This is a genomic window from Staphylococcus caeli, assembly GCF_051413795.1.
GTDB lineage: Bacteria > Bacillota > Bacilli > Staphylococcales > Staphylococcaceae > Staphylococcus > Staphylococcus caeli_A.
Genome location: NZ_JBOIRQ010000001.1, coordinates 234,070 through 251,475, shown reverse-complemented (window position 1 = coordinate 251,475; position 17,406 = coordinate 234,070). Strand labels below are relative to the sequence as shown.

General features: G+C 30.7%; 23 protein-coding genes and 1 riboswitch. Of the genes, 3 read left to right on the top strand and 20 right to left on the bottom strand.

The window, feature by feature from the left end; all coding sequences use genetic code 11:
* Nucleotides 1-77: 77 nt before the first annotated feature.
* Together efp and ACSULM_RS01215 are read right to left on the bottom strand one after the other, a co-directional pair.
* The gene (efp, locus tag ACSULM_RS01220; RefSeq protein ID WP_069996002.1) at nt 78-635 is read right to left on the bottom strand and encodes an elongation factor P; all 558 of its coding nucleotides are present in this window, start codon (nt 633-635) and stop codon (nt 78-80) included.
* Nucleotides 636-663: 28 nt separating this feature from the next.
* Nucleotides 664-1,722 (bottom strand): M24 family metallopeptidase, encoded by a 1,059-nt coding sequence (locus ACSULM_RS01215; protein ID WP_436859920.1) that lies wholly within the window; start codon nt 1,720-1,722, stop codon nt 664-666.
* A gap of 104 nt (nt 1,723-1,826) precedes the next feature.
* On the opposite strand from ACSULM_RS01215, the gene ACSULM_RS01210 reads away from it, so the two are divergent.
* Together ACSULM_RS01210 and ACSULM_RS01205 are read left to right on the top strand one after the other, a co-directional pair.
* Nucleotides 1,827-2,417 (top strand): hypothetical protein, encoded by a 591-nt coding sequence (locus ACSULM_RS01210; RefSeq protein WP_436859918.1) that lies wholly within the window; start codon nt 1,827-1,829, stop codon nt 2,415-2,417.
* Between the two features lie 20 nt (nt 2,418-2,437).
* Nucleotides 2,438-2,659, top strand: a complete 222-nt coding sequence (locus ACSULM_RS01205; protein ID WP_436859916.1) for an SA1362 family protein — start codon at nt 2,438-2,440, stop codon at nt 2,657-2,659.
* Nucleotides 2,660-2,731: 72 nt separating this feature from the next.
* Here the strand turns inward: ACSULM_RS01205 and ACSULM_RS01200 are convergent, their stop codons facing one another.
* Entirely contained in the window at nt 2,732-3,562 is an 831-nt protein-coding gene (locus ACSULM_RS01200; RefSeq protein ID WP_436853957.1) for a lipoate--protein ligase family protein, read from the bottom strand.
* A 169-nt stretch (nt 3,563-3,731) separates the two neighbouring features.
* Here ACSULM_RS01200 and ACSULM_RS01195 point away from each other — a divergent pair, with 169 nt between their 5' ends.
* On the top strand, nt 3,732-4,118 hold the full coding sequence (locus ACSULM_RS01195; protein WP_436853958.1) for a rhodanese-like domain-containing protein: 387 nt from the start codon (nt 3,732-3,734) through the stop codon (nt 4,116-4,118).
* Nucleotides 4,119-4,552: 434 nt separating this feature from the next.
* On the opposite strand, the gene gcvPB is transcribed toward ACSULM_RS01195, so the two are convergent.
* From gcvPB to rpmG, 17 genes are all read right to left on the bottom strand, one after another.
* Nucleotides 4,553-6,031, bottom strand: coding sequence for an aminomethyl-transferring glycine dehydrogenase subunit GcvPB (gene gcvPB / locus ACSULM_RS01190; protein WP_436859914.1), 1,479 nt, complete (start codon nt 6,029-6,031; stop codon nt 4,553-4,555).
* The gene (gene gcvPA, locus ACSULM_RS01185; protein ID WP_436859912.1) at nt 6,018-7,370 is read right to left on the bottom strand and encodes an aminomethyl-transferring glycine dehydrogenase subunit GcvPA; all 1,353 of its coding nucleotides are present in this window, start codon (nt 7,368-7,370) and stop codon (nt 6,018-6,020) included. Before gcvPA ends, gcvPB begins: the two co-directional genes overlap by 14 nt.
* 17 nt (nt 7,371-7,387) lie before the next feature.
* Nucleotides 7,388-8,479 carry a glycine cleavage system aminomethyltransferase GcvT gene (gcvT, locus tag ACSULM_RS01180; protein WP_436859911.1) on the bottom strand — a complete coding sequence of 364 codons (1,092 nt, stop codon included), beginning with the start codon at nt 8,477-8,479 and terminating at the stop codon, nt 7,388-7,390.
* 75 nt (nt 8,480-8,554) lie between these two features.
* Nucleotides 8,555-8,662: riboswitch (glycine riboswitch) on the bottom strand.
* Complete coding sequence (locus ACSULM_RS01175; RefSeq protein ID WP_436859910.1) at nt 8,659-9,174, bottom strand: shikimate kinase; 516 nt, start codon at nt 9,172-9,174, stop codon at nt 8,659-8,661. Its footprint overlaps the riboswitch before it by 4 nt.
* 164 nt (nt 9,175-9,338) lie before the next feature.
* Nucleotides 9,339-9,782 (bottom strand): competence type IV pilus minor pilin ComGF, encoded by a 444-nt coding sequence (gene comGF / locus ACSULM_RS01170; RefSeq protein ID WP_436859908.1) that lies wholly within the window; start codon nt 9,780-9,782, stop codon nt 9,339-9,341.
* Nucleotides 9,760-10,053 (bottom strand): hypothetical protein, encoded by a 294-nt coding sequence (locus ACSULM_RS01165; protein ID WP_436859907.1) that lies wholly within the window; start codon nt 10,051-10,053, stop codon nt 9,760-9,762. Before ACSULM_RS01165 ends, comGF begins: the two co-directional genes overlap by 23 nt.
* On the bottom strand, nt 10,040-10,474 hold the full coding sequence (comGD, locus tag ACSULM_RS01160; protein ID WP_436859905.1) for a competence type IV pilus minor pilin ComGD: 435 nt from the start codon (nt 10,472-10,474) through the stop codon (nt 10,040-10,042). Before comGD ends, ACSULM_RS01165 begins: the two co-directional genes overlap by 14 nt.
* Entirely contained in the window at nt 10,464-10,781 is a 318-nt protein-coding gene (gene comGC / locus ACSULM_RS01155) for a competence type IV pilus major pilin ComGC (protein ID WP_436859903.1), read from the bottom strand. Before comGC ends, comGD begins: the two co-directional genes overlap by 11 nt.
* Nucleotides 10,782-10,800: 19 nt before the next feature.
* Nucleotides 10,801-11,868 carry a competence type IV pilus assembly protein ComGB gene (gene comGB / locus ACSULM_RS01150; RefSeq protein WP_436859901.1) on the bottom strand — a complete coding sequence of 356 codons (1,068 nt, stop codon included), beginning with the start codon at nt 11,866-11,868 and terminating at the stop codon, nt 10,801-10,803.
* The gene (gene comGA / locus ACSULM_RS01145; RefSeq protein ID WP_436859900.1) at nt 11,840-12,814 is read right to left on the bottom strand and encodes a competence type IV pilus ATPase ComGA; all 975 of its coding nucleotides are present in this window, start codon (nt 12,812-12,814) and stop codon (nt 11,840-11,842) included. The genes comGB and comGA overlap by 29 nt, the downstream gene beginning before the upstream one ends.
* A gap of 92 nt (nt 12,815-12,906) precedes the next feature.
* Entirely contained in the window at nt 12,907-13,530 is a 624-nt protein-coding gene (locus ACSULM_RS01140) for an MBL fold metallo-hydrolase (RefSeq protein WP_436859899.1), read from the bottom strand.
* Nucleotides 13,527-13,856 (bottom strand): MTH1187 family thiamine-binding protein, encoded by a 330-nt coding sequence (locus ACSULM_RS01135; RefSeq protein WP_436859898.1) that lies wholly within the window; start codon nt 13,854-13,856, stop codon nt 13,527-13,529. The genes ACSULM_RS01140 and ACSULM_RS01135 overlap by 4 nt, the downstream gene beginning before the upstream one ends.
* Entirely contained in the window at nt 13,856-14,842 is a 987-nt protein-coding gene (locus ACSULM_RS01130) for a glucokinase (protein ID WP_436859897.1), read from the bottom strand. The genes ACSULM_RS01135 and ACSULM_RS01130 overlap by 1 nt, the downstream gene beginning before the upstream one ends.
* Nucleotides 14,842-15,042, bottom strand: a complete 201-nt coding sequence (locus ACSULM_RS01125) for a YqgQ family protein (protein ID WP_436853974.1) — start codon at nt 15,040-15,042, stop codon at nt 14,842-14,844. Before ACSULM_RS01125 ends, ACSULM_RS01130 begins: the two co-directional genes overlap by 1 nt.
* Nucleotides 15,026-16,483, bottom strand: coding sequence for a rhomboid family intramembrane serine protease (locus tag ACSULM_RS01120; protein ID WP_436859895.1), 1,458 nt, complete (start codon nt 16,481-16,483; stop codon nt 15,026-15,028). Before ACSULM_RS01120 ends, ACSULM_RS01125 begins: the two co-directional genes overlap by 17 nt.
* A gap of 11 nt (nt 16,484-16,494) precedes the next feature.
* Nucleotides 16,495-17,037: a 5-formyltetrahydrofolate cyclo-ligase gene (locus tag ACSULM_RS01115; protein ID WP_436859893.1), complete on the bottom strand. Its 543-nt coding sequence runs from the start codon at nt 17,035-17,037 to the stop codon at nt 16,495-16,497.
* A gap of 209 nt (nt 17,038-17,246) precedes the next feature.
* On the bottom strand, nt 17,247-17,396 hold the full coding sequence (rpmG, locus tag ACSULM_RS01110; protein ID WP_019469354.1) for a 50S ribosomal protein L33: 150 nt from the start codon (nt 17,394-17,396) through the stop codon (nt 17,247-17,249).
* Nucleotides 17,397-17,406: the final 10 nt, after the last annotated feature.

Sequence of the window (17,406 nt, the reverse complement as noted above, 5' to 3'; positions counted from 1 at the left end):
AAAAACCCCTCCAATACATTACACAATTGGAAAGGTTTAATCAAATGTATTTTTAGAATTAAATACATAGTAAAATGTTACGCTCTTGAGATGTAGCTTCCATCACCTGTATTAATTACAAGCGTGTCACCCTCATTCACAAATAAAGGAACATTCAATGTGTAGCCTGTTTCAACTGTTGCAGACTTAGTTGCACCAGTAGCAGTATCACCTTTGATACCAGGTTCTGTTTCAGTAACAGTAAGCTCAACTGTTTTTGGTAATTCAACACCTAACGTTTCATTTTCGTAAGTTTGGATTTGAACTTCCATATTGGCTTTTAAGAAATTAAGTTCATACTTCAAATAATCGGCTGCTAATTCAGTTTGTTCAAATGTTTGATTATCCATAAAGACATGAACATCACCATCAGCATATAAATATTGCATACGACGATTTTCAATCATAGCAGTTTCTACTTTTTCGCCGCCTCTGAATGTTTTTTCTTGAATCGCACCCGTTCTTAAATTACGTAATTTAGAACGTACAAATGCAGATCCTTTACCTGGTTTTACGTGTTGGAAGTCTAAAACTTTCCAAATACCATTATCTACAGAAATTGTTAAACCTGTTTTAAAATCATTAACCGAAATCATTCAGTTTCCTCCTCAAATATAAGGTCTTCTATAAAATAATAAGGTTTTTAGGTGATTTAGTAAAGCGTTCACAGCTATTTTCTTTAATTAAAATGTCATCTTCTATTCGAACGCCACCTAATCCATCTAAATAAATACCGGGTTCAATTGTAACACAATTATTAACTTCTAATTCAGTATCGGAATTTTTCGAAAGATTTGGACCTTCATGTACATTTAAGCCTATACCATGACCTAAAGAATGACCAAATGCTTCTCCGTATCCTTTTTCAGTTATATATTCTCTAGCAATAGCATCTAATGCTTTACCAGTAATTCCTTTTTTCGCAGCAGCAATCGCTTTTTGGTTGGCCTCTAATACGATATTATAAATTTCTTTCAATTTAGGCTCTGGTTCTCCAATAGCAAATGTGCGTGTAATATCTGAACTATATCCTTTGTAATATGCTCCATAATCAAGTGTAATTAACTCACCAGTCTGAATGACTTTGTCACTAGCTACACCATGGGGTAATGCACCACGAACTCCAGACGCAACAATCGTATCAAATGAAGTACCCTCTGCACCAAGTTCTAGCATTTTACTTTCGAGTTTAGCTTTTAATTGTAATTCTGTCATACCTGCTTTTGCAACAGTTAAAATATATTCAAACGTTTCGTCAACAATTTCAGCTGCTTTTTGAATTAAAGCAATTTCATCTTCATCTTTAACTTCACGAATTTTTTCAATTAATCCAGAAATACTAATTAAACTAATATAAGATTTACTTAATTGAAGATATGTATCATAGCTCACTAAATTTCCTTCAAATCCAACATTTTGTACTTTTAATTGTTCTAATTCTTGTTTAACGGCTTCTATTAAGTTACCTTGTTGCTTAATGATTTTAAATTTAGGTGCTTGCGCTGTCGCTTGTTCTATATATCTAAAATCTGTGATTAATAAATTATGTGTTTTGGTAATAATTAGTGCGCCGCTTGTTCCTGTGAAACCTGATAAATATCTTCTGTTAAAGTCAGTTAACACTACAATAGCATCTAAATGTTTTGCTTTTAAGGCATCATTTAATTTTTCAATTCTAGTCATCTTTATTCCTCCCATGCGATTAATTTGTGCATTTTCAATTTATACATTAAAATGATAGCATAATTATTGTATAAATTTATAGTTTTTGAATTAGGAGAAAATAAATGAAGAAAAAATTTCTAGTTATTTTAGGTGCTTCATGTTTACTTGCTGGATGTGGAAGTCAAAATTTAGGGCCATTAGAAGAAAAGACGACGCACCTCCGAGATGAGAATCATAAATTAAAAAGTAATATACAAGATTTAAAACAGGATATTAGTAAAGAGAAAAATAATATTGCTGCTTTAGAAAAAGATAAAAAGAATATTGGGAAAGCTAAAAATAACCAAAAGAAAGTTACCAATTTAAAAGCCTCTTCAAAATATTATCAAGATATTGCCAAAGCCATAGATGCATACAATGGTATTGAAAGTACTGTCACAAAAAATAAGGGCGATAAAAAAACGCAAGAGAAATTAACTAACATCACAAACGATGTTGACACTGCATTTACAACTTATAAAAACGATATCGATAAGTCTAAAATGACTGGTGATGATAAAGAAAAAAATAAAAATATTACTAAGTTAAATAAAGACTTAAGTTCAGCAATGCGTGATATTCGAGAAGGATATACTTCTAAAGACAAGAAAAAAATACAAAAAGGTCAAAAATCATTGTCGACAATTAGTATAAGCAATAATCAAAGTAAGTAATCACATGGGAGTGTTTTTAAGTGAAGCAAGTTTTATTTTATTTCGTCATTTTGATAGCAATCATTGGGTTAGTACTTAACCTAGATGCATTTATATTTAGTTTTGTCAGAATGGCAATAAGTTTTGCTATTTTCGCTGGTATCATTTATGCAATCTATTATTTCTTTTTCCTTACAGAGGATCAACGTAAATATAAACGCGCGCAACGTAAATACAAAAAGCAAAATAGAAAGCGTAAATAATATAAAAAAGGTGCAGACAATTATTTTAAACAGTGTCTGCACCTTTTTGTATTGTGGAAATTTATAATTTTATTATTTTCGATAGTTCCACTCATGTGATTTATATTTTTCAATTAACTCATCAACTTCTTGTTGTTGTTGGTCAGTCAATTCTAATGGCTTAAAGTTAATATTTAATCCTTTTTTGAAGCCAATTTCAAAAGCTTCTTCCATTTCTTCAATAGTAATATGACGGTCAGAAATATCGTTTATTGCAACTGCCTTTTCAACAAATGCTTGCTTCATTTTATCTTTTAATCTTTCATTTTTAAAAATAAACATATCGAATAAATCATCAATATCTACATCTTGTAACAATGAACCGTGTTGTAGAATAACCCCTTTTTGGCGCACTTGAGCACTACCAGCAATCTTCCGCCCTTCTACTACTAATTCATACCAACTTGGTGCGTCAAAGCAGACTGCGCTTCTTGGTTGTTTAAGTTTCTCTCTTTCTTCTTTAGAACGAGGTATAGCAAATGATGCATCAAATCCTAAATGTTTAAACCCTTCTAATAGTCCTTCTGAAATTACTCTGTAGGCTTCAGTAACCGTTGACGGCATGTTTGGATGAGATTCAGGTACAATGACACTATAAGTAAGTTCTTTGTCATGTAACACGCCTCTGCCACCAGTTTGACGACGTACTAAACCATATCCCTTTTCTTCCACTTTGGCAATATCTATTTCTTTAGTTAATCTTTGAAAGTACCCTATAGACAAAGTTGCGGGGTCCCAAGTATAGAATCTAATGACAGGATCTATTTCTCCTCTAGCAACAAAATTAAGTAAAGCTTCATCAAATGCCATATTATAAAATGGATCTTTGCTACCCGTATTGATAAAATTCCATGTTTCTGTCACTTTCAAAACTCCAATCGCTAAATTAAATTGTGATAACAGCGAAACTGTGTTATCGTTTTCAATAATTGTATTAGTTTGTCAGCGCAATGTTATTTAAAGAAAAATATTTTGATAAATTGAGCTAACAGTCTTATAATATATAATATCGGTTAATTAGGGAGGATGCAAGATGAGTAACTTTTGGTTTTTAGCATTAGCAGTTTTAATAATTATCATCGCTTATATGCTAATTAATTATCTTCTTAATAAAAGAGCAGTCACAGAATTAAACCAAAATGAATTTCATAATGGTTTACGCAAAGCTCAAGTTATTGATGTAAGAGAAAAAGTGGATTACGATTATGGACATATCAATGGTGCGCGTAATATACCTATTACAATGTTCAAACAAAGATATCAAGGGTTACGAACTGACCAGCCAATTTATCTTTGTGATGCAAATGGCATTGCTAGCTATCGTGCTGCTAGAACATTGAAGAAAAATGGTTATACAGACGTTTACATGCTAAAAGGCGGTTATAAAAAATGGACTGGAAAAATCAAGTCTAAGAAATAAAACGTCGTACTAGCTAAATATGTATGATTTAAAATTAGAATCATATAAAGGTTCTATGAAACTGGATATTTTATGAAAAGTCTGGGATATAAATCCTAGAAAAAAGCACTCAGATGATTTTATTCAATTCATCTGGGTGCTTTTTCATTTAATTCTTTTGTCACCTTCCTTTCCTAGAAATAGCTTTACTATGTCGACTTCATTATCTTGCCTCATTTACTCAAGCGTCTTGGCAAAACACATCAATATTTTATTAGCAAAATGCTTTTTCGTATAATTTTATAAATGCCACTAAACTAATAAGCGATATCACTTATTAAATCCGTGAAAGTTTGATTAGCATAAAAAGCATACACCCCCCATAAGTTATAAAAAAGAGAGACTAGGACATTAAATATGTCCTAGTCTCTCCCTTGATATGCAAAGTTGTACTATTATTGTTTTTCAGAACGTAAGTCTTCAAACTTTAAAATAGGTTGTCTTGCTGCTTTTGTTTCATCTAGTCGATCAATAATTGTAGTATGTGGTGCTTCTAACACTTTATCTGGATTTTCTTTTGCTTCTTTAGCAATGTCTATCATCATATCACAAAAATAATCTAACGTTTCTTTAGATTCTGTCTCAGTTGGCTCAATCATCATACCCTCTTCCACATTTAATGGGAAGTAAATTGTAGGTGGATGAACGCCGAAATCTAACAAACGTTTAGCCATATCAAGTGTTCGTACGCCATGTTCTTTTTGTTTTGAACCACTTAAGACAAATTCATGTTTACAGTACTGTGGATATGGAATTTCAAAATGATCTTTTAAGCGTGCTTTAATATAGTTAGCATTTAAAACTGCAGCTTCAGATACTTCTTCTAATCCCTTATTGCCCATTGTACGGATATAAGTATAGGCTCTTAAATATATACCAAAGTTTCCATAAAATGGCTTAACACGACCAATTGAATTTTCAATATCATTATCGTATTTAAATACATCATTTTCTTTAATAACCATTGGTTTCGGTAAGAAACTAGCTAATTCTTTTTTAACTCCAACTGGACCTGATCCTGGCCCACCACCACCATGTGGACCTGTAAATGTTTTGTGGAGGTTAAGATGCACTGCATCAAATCCCATGTCTCCAGGTCTTACTTTATCCATAATTGCATTTAAATTGGCACCATCATAATACAATAAGCCGCCAGCGTCATGCACTATATTACGTATTTCCATTATATTTTTTTCGAAAATACCTAATGTATTTGGATTAGTAAGCATAATTGCAGCTGTATTTTCGTTTACTACACGTTTTAAGTCATCTATATCAACTTCGCCACGTTCATTCGACTTAACAGTAACCGACTTAAAGCCAGCAAATGCTGCTGATGCAGGATTGGTACCATGAGCAGAGTCTGGCACAATTACTTCATCTCTATGTCCTTCACCATTCTTTTGGTGGTATGCTTTGAAAATCATCAATGCAGTCCACTCACCATGTGCACCTGCTGCTGGTTGAAGTGTAACCTCATCCATACCTGTAATTTCTTTTAATTCTTCTTGAAGACTGTGAATAATTTCTAAAGAACCTTGAACTTGTGATTCATCTTGAAGTGGGTGTGATTCAGCAAAACCAGGTATTCTGGCAATTTTTTCATTAATCTTTGGATTATATTTCATAGTACAAGAACCTAATGGATAAAATCCTGAATCAACGCCAAAGTTTTTATTTGAAAGTTCAGTATAATGACGTACTAAATCTAATTCTGCAACTTCTGGCAATTCTGCTTTATTCTTTCTAATAAATTTATCATCTAATAATTTATTGATTGCACCATTATCAATTTCTTTTTTTGGTAGTGAATATGCATATCTACCTTTTTTTGAACGTTCGAATATTAATGGACTAGATTTACTTACTGCCATTTATTTCACCCGCTTTCTTAACAAATGTATCAATTTCATCTTTAGTTCTTAATTCAGTTACGGCAACTAGCATTTGATTTTCAAGGTCATCTGAAACTTCTTTAAGGTCGAAACCACCTATAATACCTTCTTGGATAAGTGCATCATTAACATCTTTTACAGGTTTATCGAATTTAACAACAAACTCATTAAATGATGTTCCATTTGAAACTTCTAAACCTGCTGACTTAAACTGTTCTTTTGCATAGTTTGCATTTTCAAAATTTTGTACAGAAATATCATAAATACCTTGTTTACCTAAGGCTGACATACAAATTGATGATGCTAATGCATTTAATGCTTGGTTAGAACAAATATTAGATGTTGCTTTGTCACGACGGATATGTTGTTCACGTGCTTGTAAAGTTAATACAAATCCACGATTTCCGTCACTGTCTTCCGTCTGGCCAACTAATCGACCAGGTGTTTTTCTCATTAGTTTCTTGGTTGTTGCAAAGAAACCACAATGTGGTCCTCCAAACTGAGCTGGTATACCAAATGGTTGTGTATCCCCAACAACTATGTCAGCACCGAAAGTACCTGGTGGTGTTAATAAACCTAACGCTAATGGATTTGCATATACAATAAACAATGCTTTTTTATCTTCAATAAACGAATGGATTTTTTCTAAATCTTCAATTGAGCCATAGAAATTAGGATATTGAACTGCCACAGCTGCCGTATTATCGTCAATTGCATTTTCTAATTTTTCTAAATCTGTAATAGTACCATCTAAATCTACTTCTACAACTTCAAATTCTTCGCGTGTTTTCACATAAGTATTTAAGACTTGTAAAGCTTGATAGTGCATACCCTTAGATACTACAATTTTATTTTTGCGTGTTTGATTAAATGCTAAAATACATGCTTCTGCAAAACTTGTAATACCATCGTACATTGAAGAGTTAGCAATATCCATATCTGTTAATTCACAAATTAAAGTTTGGAATTCGAAAATTGCTTGTAATTCACCTTGTGAAATTTCTGGTTGGTACGGTGTGTATGCTGTATAGAACTCTGAACGTGAAATCATAGCATCAACAACTGCTGGTGCGTAATGATCATAAACCCCAGCACCTAAAAACGAACTGTGTGTTTCCTTTGTAATATTCTTACTAGCAATTCGATTAAGTCGCTTAGTTAATGTTGTTTCTGATTCGCCTTCTGGAATAGCTAGTTCTCTATTTAATAATATATCTTTTGGAACATCTCCGAATAATTCACTAATTGAATTAGCTCCAATTGTTTCTAACATTTCTTTTTTGTCTTGATCAGTTAATGGAATATAACGATGACTCACAGTAACACCCCTTTAAGTTATTTTGTAATTTGATTTTTTTTAACAATTTTAGCTTTAACTTGTCTTTTTCTTACTTGAACAATAACTTCTTTGCCCATTTCAAAGGCATCACGATCAATCAATGCTAAACCAATTGATTTGCCTGATAATGGTGATTGTGTACCTGAAGTTATTTCACCAATTTGTTTTCCATCTAAATCATATACTTCGTAACCAGTTCTTGGAATTCCTTTATCAATCATTTCTAAACCAACTGTTCTACGAGGTGAACCATTTTCTTTTTGATCTTTCAAAACAGCTTTACCAATGAAATCTGCTTCGATTAAAGGTTTAGCTGCAAATGCAATTCCTGCTTCATATGGAGTGATTGTTTCACTTAAATCTTGACCATGTAAAGGTAAACCAGCTTCTAATCTTAACGTGTCTCTTGCTCCTAGTCCGCATGGCTCAACATTATTTTTAAGTATCTCATTCCAAAGATATTCTGCATCGTCTGCTTTACAATAAATTTCAAAGCCATCTTCACCCGTATAACCAGATTGAGATAAAATCACATTTTTCCCGAAACAAGTTACATTTTGTTTGAATTCAAAAGGCTTCATTTCCGATACATCTATATCAACATTTTGTTGTACTAAGTCACGCGCATTTGGTCCTTGAATCGCTAATTGACCGTATTCACTAGATACGTTTATTACTTCAACATTAAAATCTTTTGATTGTGAATTCATCCATTCAAAATCTTTTTCAGTATTTCCTGCATTCACCACTAAAAGATAAACGTTTTCATCTAATTTATAAGTTATTAAATCGTCAATAATACCACCATTTTCATTACAAAGTGCAGTATATTGCGCTTTAGTAGAAGTTAAATTTTCAGTATCATTTGAAAGTAAGTATTGTACATACTTAGCCGCCTCAGGACCTTGAATAATAATTTCTCCCATATGGCTCACATCAAATAAACCAATATTAGTTCTAACCGCATTGTGCTCTTCTTTAATACTTGAAAATTGAACAGGCATTGCCCATCCACCAAATTCTACAATTTTAGCACCGCTATCTACAAAAGTTTGATAGAGGGGTGTTTTTTTAAGTTCACTTGACATAAAGAAACCTCCTATTGTTTATATATTAAAAAAAACAGAGTAGACTATGCTACCCTGTTTAATATTCCAGGAATGCGTCACAGTATTATCCTTTTGCCTGAGAGTTTCGTATTAACTTGCACCTTCGGCGATGGACTTAAGTCATATTCAATATAACTAACCATTCTCTCTAACACTGATCATTCGCAAACAACCTCTTCCATAATTTTATTTTCTAAAAAAGGCAGAGATTCATTACTATTTACTTTTATGAATGCGATTTCATTATATCTTGAAATCCTAGATGAATACAAGTTTTTTAATTCCATATATGTTTTATTATTTGCATTTGGTCTATTTTCATCATTTTTGATTCTGTTGTAAATAATATCTAATTCACAATCAAGCCAAATGACATTTTGTTGTGTTTTTAAAAACTGGAATGCACTGTCTCCCTCAATAATTCCACCACCAGTTGATACGATGTCATAATTAGCGAGACAAGATTTAAGATATTTAAATTCTAACTTTCTAAATCCTTCTTCCCCAATACATTCAAATATCTGAGGAATTGTTTTATTCTCATTAATGACTATATGTTCATCCAAATCGACATAAGAAAGATTATTGTTTTTTGATATGAAGCTAGCCAGAGTAGTCTTTCCTGTTCCCATAAAGCCTATAAATATTAATGGCTCTATATTATTATTTTTCATAAAAAACGTCCTTTTTCAAAATATGAGATATTTGTGTATCATAATATGTTTCTATATTAGTCAATGTTCTTAATTCTAAAACGATTTGCATCGAATAAAGAGTAATTAATGATAAATATAGCATAAATAAAAACATGACAAAAGGTGAGATATAGGCAGTATAATTAGAAAATAAGTTTTTTAACATAATAATGTCCTTTTCCCCCTTTTTTTAAATTAATTACAATAGACTTGTTATTTAGTATTTTAAATTGTATATCCTTAACATCATTAAGCATTGTGATATTCCCTTTACCATTAACAGTTTTAATGATTTTATTGTTTTTATATTCATAGGATATAATTTTATGTGCAGTTTTAATTGAGATTTTGTGATTGCTACTCTCTTTTAATATAATCGTAGCGTCATCTTCTATTAAATCTTGAGTGAAATCTCGTGAGAAAAATACCAATTCAATATCATAATTATTTAATACTTGATTATTTATGATGCTAGCTGTTTTTATTAAAATAGGTAAAATTGAAAATATGATTATAATTATAAATAAAGTAAAAAGCGTTTCTATATATGTAAAGGCATGACATTTATTTTTGATAACAGCGTTCATGTTTTTCACCCAATTTATTTATGCAAATTTTGTTATTGTTGAGTTTTACAAAATAATCATCAATTCTGATTCCTTTTTTTAATTGTAAATTTGAATAATGGTGCAAGGTATTTACAATGATTTTTTTCTGTTCGATTTCTTGTAATTTATCTTGTTTTGAAGTATTTAATTGCATAAGCATTGGCAAGTATAATATGCATATTGTAATAATCATCGAAAATGAGAATAATGCATCAAGTAGTAATGATGCATTAAAATTAAATTTTTTCATAACGAATACGACCTTTTTCAATATGGAAAATAATCCTATATGTAGATTCGTTAAACTTTATATATAAACTACCAAATCTGTTTATATTACCGCTTTTATCGAAAGTTATAAATTTAATATTTGTTTGTGGGAGGATATAACTTTTTTGAGGTAACGTGAGTGGATTATTTTTGAGATATTGTTCGTTAACGATGATTTTGCTGGAAAAATCATTAAATACTAAGGCAATGGATTGGTTGTCTTTGATTGCTTTTGATTTTAAATATTCAAATTGCATGATTAGATGTCTAATTTGATGTTGTTCTGAATTATTTGTGATTATATTAACTGGATTTAAATTAAGTTGAATGTACAAAATAATCGTAATAATAGATAAAACTAACAACATTTCTAGATATGTGAATGCAGGTTTAATTAGCAACTGCTTCACCATTATTTATTGTAATAGTTGCACCTGATTTACATTGTTTTTGGTTTTCTTTTATATAGCCTTCAGTTATAAGATCATCAATAGTATTAGGTTTTTTATTGAATTTTAATGCGTATGCTTCAATTTGACTATCAATCATTTTAAGTTGCGCATCACATCCTGTATTTTGTATGTGTGAAGATTGTTTAGCGATATTTGGAATGATTAAAATTAATAAAAGGCTAATAATTAATAGTACTAATAACATCTCAATTAATGTAAATGCATCTTTATTTAATTTTCTTTTAAAATAGTTCATTGTTTTGATCCTTTCTAGGTTATTTGATGGTTTGCATTAAATCAAACATTGGTAGCATAATAACTAAATATAGCGATACAATTAAAATTGCAATGAGAAAAAAGACCAATGGTTGTATAAATTTTATAATTAATTGTAATAATTGCTCAATTTTTTCTATTATTATTTCGCTATATAGCTTCATTTCTATTTCTAATCTGCCCTTTTTCTCACCCTCTTCTATGAAAATTGATAGACTCTTATCAAAACAGGGCACTTTACTTAAAGTTTCACTTAATTTAAGACCATTGTGACTACCAACTGCTATTTTTCTAGCTAGGTAGACTAAATATTCATCGTCTGTTTGACTTCCATATATTTCTACGATTTGTTGCAAATTAATTCCATTTTTATAGAACAAACTCAATTCTGAGGAAATTTGAAAAGTTTTATAAAGCCTAAAAAATTTTGAAACTATTGGAATGTGCAAAATGAAATGAAGTTTATTTTCTATTGATAGCTTTTTATATCCCAAGAAGAAAATAAGAAAAATAAGAAATATACATATCAGGATGTAAAATAACATTTGGGGAAGTTGCAAAATGAATGAGGATAAATAGAATTGTATTGGTGAGATATTAACATCTAAATTTTGATATAAATTTTGAAATTCTGGAATAATAGTATGATTGATAACTACTAACATTCCAATAAAAATAATGAGTAGTAATGAAGGATATTGAGTTGTTTTAAAAAACTGACGTTTAGCACTATAATTTTTAAATAGATATTCATGTGCATGTGGTAAGGTAATCGATAAATCGCTAAATAATTCTGCAAAATAAATTAAAGTAACAATTGCCTTGGGAAATTTTAATAGTTTAAGTATGTGTGCACAATTAGCACCATTTTGTAAATCTTCTTTAATACGCATTTTAACATTTTGATCGTTTAGTTGTGTGTGTTGTAGTAAAAAACCAAATGACTCAGATAATGTATATCCATGGTCTAATAGATCTTTTAACTTAGCGATTAGTGCTATTTTATTCTTATCACTTATTATAGAATGACCTTTAAGTCTAAAGATATTTATCCATTGTTTCTTCACAAATTACCCCCTCTTTTGTCATTTTATTTAACTTATAATTTAAAGTATGAAAAGATTCTGGAAGCATCAAATCATTTTCAAAAAAGAAATTTATCTGTTTGCGTGAAAGTTGTTCGTAAATTAATTTTCTTTCTTTTTTATAAGTAGTTATTAGTCTTTGGTTCAAAACACTTAGTAATGATTGATTTAATTCCTGATAAGTCACTCCCATTTCGATAAGTCTTAATAATGCACCTTTACAGTTATTAGCGTGGATTGTAGTCAATACAAGATGTCCACTTAAACTTGCTTGAACTACATATTTTGCGATTACTGCATCTCTAATCTCACCAATAAGTATGATATCTGGATCACACCTTAAAATCGCTTTGAATGAATTAGCATAAGTGATGCCTGCTTTTTCATTGATAGTTACTTGAGTTATACCTGAAACAAGCTGTTCCACTGGGTCTTCTACCGTTATAATATTTAAATCCAAATGTTCTTTCGCATACATTACCATTTGATACATTAATGTGCTTTTTCCAGAACCAGTAGGGCCACTAAACAATATGAGACCTTGTTTTTTATGCATAAGTTTAAATAAGTGATTAATGTTGTTTGAAGGTTTGGGTTTTTGAAAGTATTGGGGGATGATTCTAATCACACAACTTTCAATACCTAATGATAATGGTAATGTAGATATTCTCAAAAAATAAATATGTTTCAATTTGTGAATGTATCTACCACTTTGAGCAGCATTATGTTTGGATACATCTAAACCAGCTTGATATTTCATATATGTTAGCAATTTAACATAAATATGCTGCTGCAATGTTTCGAAGGGACATAAAGTATCTTGTATCCTAAATTTAATAAAAATAGTTTCTTCTGATGGAATAAAATGAATATCTGTCGCATTCTTTTCAATTGCTTTACTTAGTAGATTATTAAACAATAACTTCAAAAAAATCCACCTCCTACAAATATACACGTAAGAGATAAATAAATTACTTTATTATTTATTGAGTTGATTGCAGTTTTAACAAAAGAAAGGATTTAGCAGTGTAAATATGGGTTTAGTTGCTCATCCTCAACGGTTGTATAAGGACCATGCCCTGGGAATAAAGGTAAGTCATCGTCTAATTGGAATAATTTATCTAATATAGAATCAACGAGTGTTTCATAGTCACCTTTATATAAATCTGTTCTACCAATACCTTGATTAAACAGAGTATCTCCGACTACTGCAAATTCATCAAAAACGAAGCTAAGGCTACCTGGTGAATGACCAGGAGTATGAAGTACTTTGAAATTAAAATCCCCTATATTAGCTTCCCCTTCATCCATAGCTAATGGTGTAATTTGACTAGTAATTTGAGGCATACCGTATTGTTTGAATTTCTCTGAGCCATTTTTCTCAGTATTAGTTAAGAAATCAAACTCTGATTTATGCATATATACTGGGACATTATACTTCGCAACTATCTCGTCTAGTGCTCCAATATGATCGAAATGTGCATGTGTCAGCAATATTGCTGTTAAAGATTTATTAATTTGATTTAGCTTTTTTATAATTAAGTCACTATCACTTGCTGGGTCTACTAATATGACATGTTTATCACTTTCAATAAAATATGCATTCGTATCGACGAGCCCTAAAGTTAAACTAGAGATTTTCATGAATTGCTGCCTCCATTATCCAAATGCTTTTGAACAGAATCTAGCTTTTCATTCATTTTACGTGATTTATCACGTCTATCGTCAATTCTGATATTTGTGCACACACGATCTAGGCCTTTGTTGAATGGCAGTTCGTGAATTTCTTGAATGACTTCAAATAAGTCTTTTAAATCACCTTCTATAAGGGTATTCATCGGTGTTAATTGATAATCAATTTTACCTTGTGCTTTGAATTCATTTAATTTTGTTTGTATTTCAGCAATATATTTACTTACACTTGGTCCTTCAGTACCTACTGGAATAATCACTACATCTACAATAGCCATTACTTCACACCTTCCTTTTCAATTATATAAGTATAGATTAGACCTGCCGCACCAGTAATACCAGCATCGTTGCCTAATTGCGCTTGTACAATTTCAGTATCTTGTTGTGCAGGTGAAAAAGTTAAATTGTGATATTCAGTTTTAATGTTTTCGATTAATATTAAACCTGCTGTTGACATACCTCCACCCAGCACAATGTATTTCGGGTTGCTGGTAACACTTATAATGCTACATAAGTAAGCAATGTAGTTCGCAACACGTTCAGTTATAAAAATACAAAATTGATCTCCAGCTTTTGCCGCATCAAAAACTGCTTTTGCTGTAACTTTATTTTCTTTTATTAATTGTAGTATAGATGATTTAAATGTTAATTTTGGGTAATAAAAGTTAACTAAATTTACTACACCTGTTGCAGATGCAACCGTCTCTATACATCCTGATTTCCCACAGTTACATTTAAATCTCTGGTCATGATCGACTCTAAAATGGCCGATTTCTGCACCCGATCCATTATGTCCATGGACAATTTCGCCATTAGAGATAATGCCTCCACCAAGTCCTGTACCTAAAGTAATTGCAACAACGTCATCCGCACCATTACCTGCACCTTTATGTTTTTCACCTAATGCTGCTACGTTTGCATCATTATCAACGTATACCGGACAATCCACAAATTGTTGGAAAATATTTCTTACGTTCACAGTTTCTGTCCAATATAGATTAACGGCACCATTAACTTCACCAGTCTCAAAATTAACAGGACCTGGTACACCTATACCAATTCCTACTACATCTGAAAATGTGTAGGAAGATTGTTCTATAAACTCAACAAACGCATCATAAATGTTTTTCAATAATACGTAACCAGTTGAATCTGAAGTATCTGTGTCAATTGACCATTTTGAAATTTGATTTAATGATTCGTCAAAACAACCTAATTTACAAGTAGTACCACCAATATCTGCAGCTAATATGATTCTATTCATTAATTATCCGTCCTTCTTTGATTAATAATAAGTCGACATTTTATATATTCATCTTTTGAAATAAGTCCAAAATTAAATAATGATTTAATTTCTTGTTCCATCATTTCATACATATCATTTTTCTCTTTAAAATATACAATAAAACCAAATTTTTTTAAAAGTTGTTGCACATCATAAAAACTATTAATCTGTTGAATCACTATTATCGCTCAATTCTTCATATAAATTCTTATAATCTTTATTAGTTGGATCTGATTTCAAAGCATTTTTTATGTACTTTTTAGCTTTATCATTATTATCCAGTGATCTGTTAGCAACTGCTAATTGATAGTTTAAAAGCGAAGAATTAGGATAATACCTTAATCCTCTTTCCCACGAAGCAATGCCTTCAGCTTTTGAATCTTGTGTTGAATTGATTAGCCCTTTCAAATAATACGTTTCATCATCTGCATATTGCTTCTCAATCGTATGTTCTACCATACTTTTAGCTTCACTATAATCACCTTGTTTCATCTCATTAGCAATGATTGTGTTATAAATATTATCTTCTTTGATAGTATATATTCGAATTTGGGCTGCAATAAATAGTACGAGCATCAAAATAATTAATACCCAAAACCAAGTTTTGTTTCGCTTAAAATAGTAACCAATTAATGTGATTAAAAGACCACCAATGAAACCACCAATATGAGCAATAATATTAACATTATCCATTAACAATGATAATCCTATCATAACGATTAAAACAATTAGCAATTGCCCAATTAGTTTACGATTAAACTGTTTTCCAATATACATAAATGTAAAAATAGCGCCTATTAATCCAAAAATGGCCCCACTTGCACCTACTGATACTGTATCGATGTTAAAAGATAACGAAGCGAAATTTCCAAATAATCCAGCAACAATGTATATAACAAACATGCGCCAATGACCTACAATTGATTCAACAATTTTGCCGAAAATAAACAGGCTGAGCATATTCATTAAAATATGTTCAAAATTATAATGTAAAAATATTGAACTTATTAAGCGATACCATTCTCCATGTACCACGTTAAAATGAACTAAACCACCTACATCCAACAATTTTAAATCTGAAAAACGATTTAAGAACAATACCATCAATAACCAAATAACAACATTTGTAAATATTAATCCATATGTAACAGGTGCAAATTTAAGCATATGCTTTTCAATTGGATTCGTATTTAATGCGCGTTGTTTATAATATGATTTCGTGTGTTTTGTGTCACGTATAAAAATTTGTTTAATAAACATATTTGGTAATATACTTGCAAGTTGCTCTTCGTCTCTAATTATTTTGACTTTAAACTTAGCTGGATGTGATTCATTTAAATTTTCATCTGTGAACATTTTTTCAGTAAAAATAAATAAATCATAATTACTTGGTTTGAAATTCAAAAAATCATTTATATTTTCATTATTATCTTGAATTCTACTTTTAACAAATCTGACATCTTGAGTTGAATTTGCTCCAAACTTAAAAATAGCAACTTGCTGTTTTCTTGAATTTGCGAGCCATATTTCACTATTATCTTGATTACGATGAACAACATGATAATTTAGATATTTAATCCAAGTATAGATGCACTTCCAATAATGTTTTTCTGTAATCATTTTTCCCTCCATTAACTTGTTGTAGCTATGATTAAATTTTCTACGGGTTGATCATGCGCTTCAGGTTCAAAATCATTCAGCTGAAAATCATATAACAGACTAATTGTCATTTGTTGATTACAACTTAGAAACTTATCAAAGTATCCACCACCATATCCAATTCGGTATCCACTTTGGTTAAATACGACACCTGGTACAACTATTAAATCTAAATCACTAGAAATTTCAGCATTTTGAACAACATGATTAATTCCTTTCTCATCGGGACCAATGTATTCAAGATGCGTTAAAGATTTAAATGTCATTTGTCGAGTATCATAATTAGTTTCAGGTACAAACACTTTTTTTTCATCTGAAAGCATGTGTCGAATAATTGAATATGTATCCACTTCATGTGCCATAGACAAAACTATCCCAATTCGAGTGGCCTTTTGATATTCTTCGGTTCTGAAAAATTGCTTAGCTAGAAAACCGTCAGCTACTTTTTTACCAGATTGTTGAGAGAACAATTTCATTTTTTCCAGTTTCTGTTGTCGCAATGTTTTTTTAGTCATTAAAGCACCTTCCCGTAAAGCATACTTACATTATTATAACGTTTATAAATTATAATGTCATTTAACTATATTTCAATAATGAATGCGTTTATATGTATTTTTACATAAAAATAGAGGCTAGACATCTTTATTGTCTCAGCCTCTATTTTAGAGTAGATTCTACAAAATATTATAGACTTTAGATTTTGTAGTCTTCTCTTAAAGATTAATTATTTTGTTTCACGGTGCAATGTGTGTTTATTATCACGTGCACAGTGCTTTTTCATTTCTATACGTTCAGGATTAGTACGTTTATTTTTTGTAGTAATGTAGTTTCTTTCTCCACATTCTGTACAAGCTAGAGTTACGTTTACGCGCATGCTAATTCCT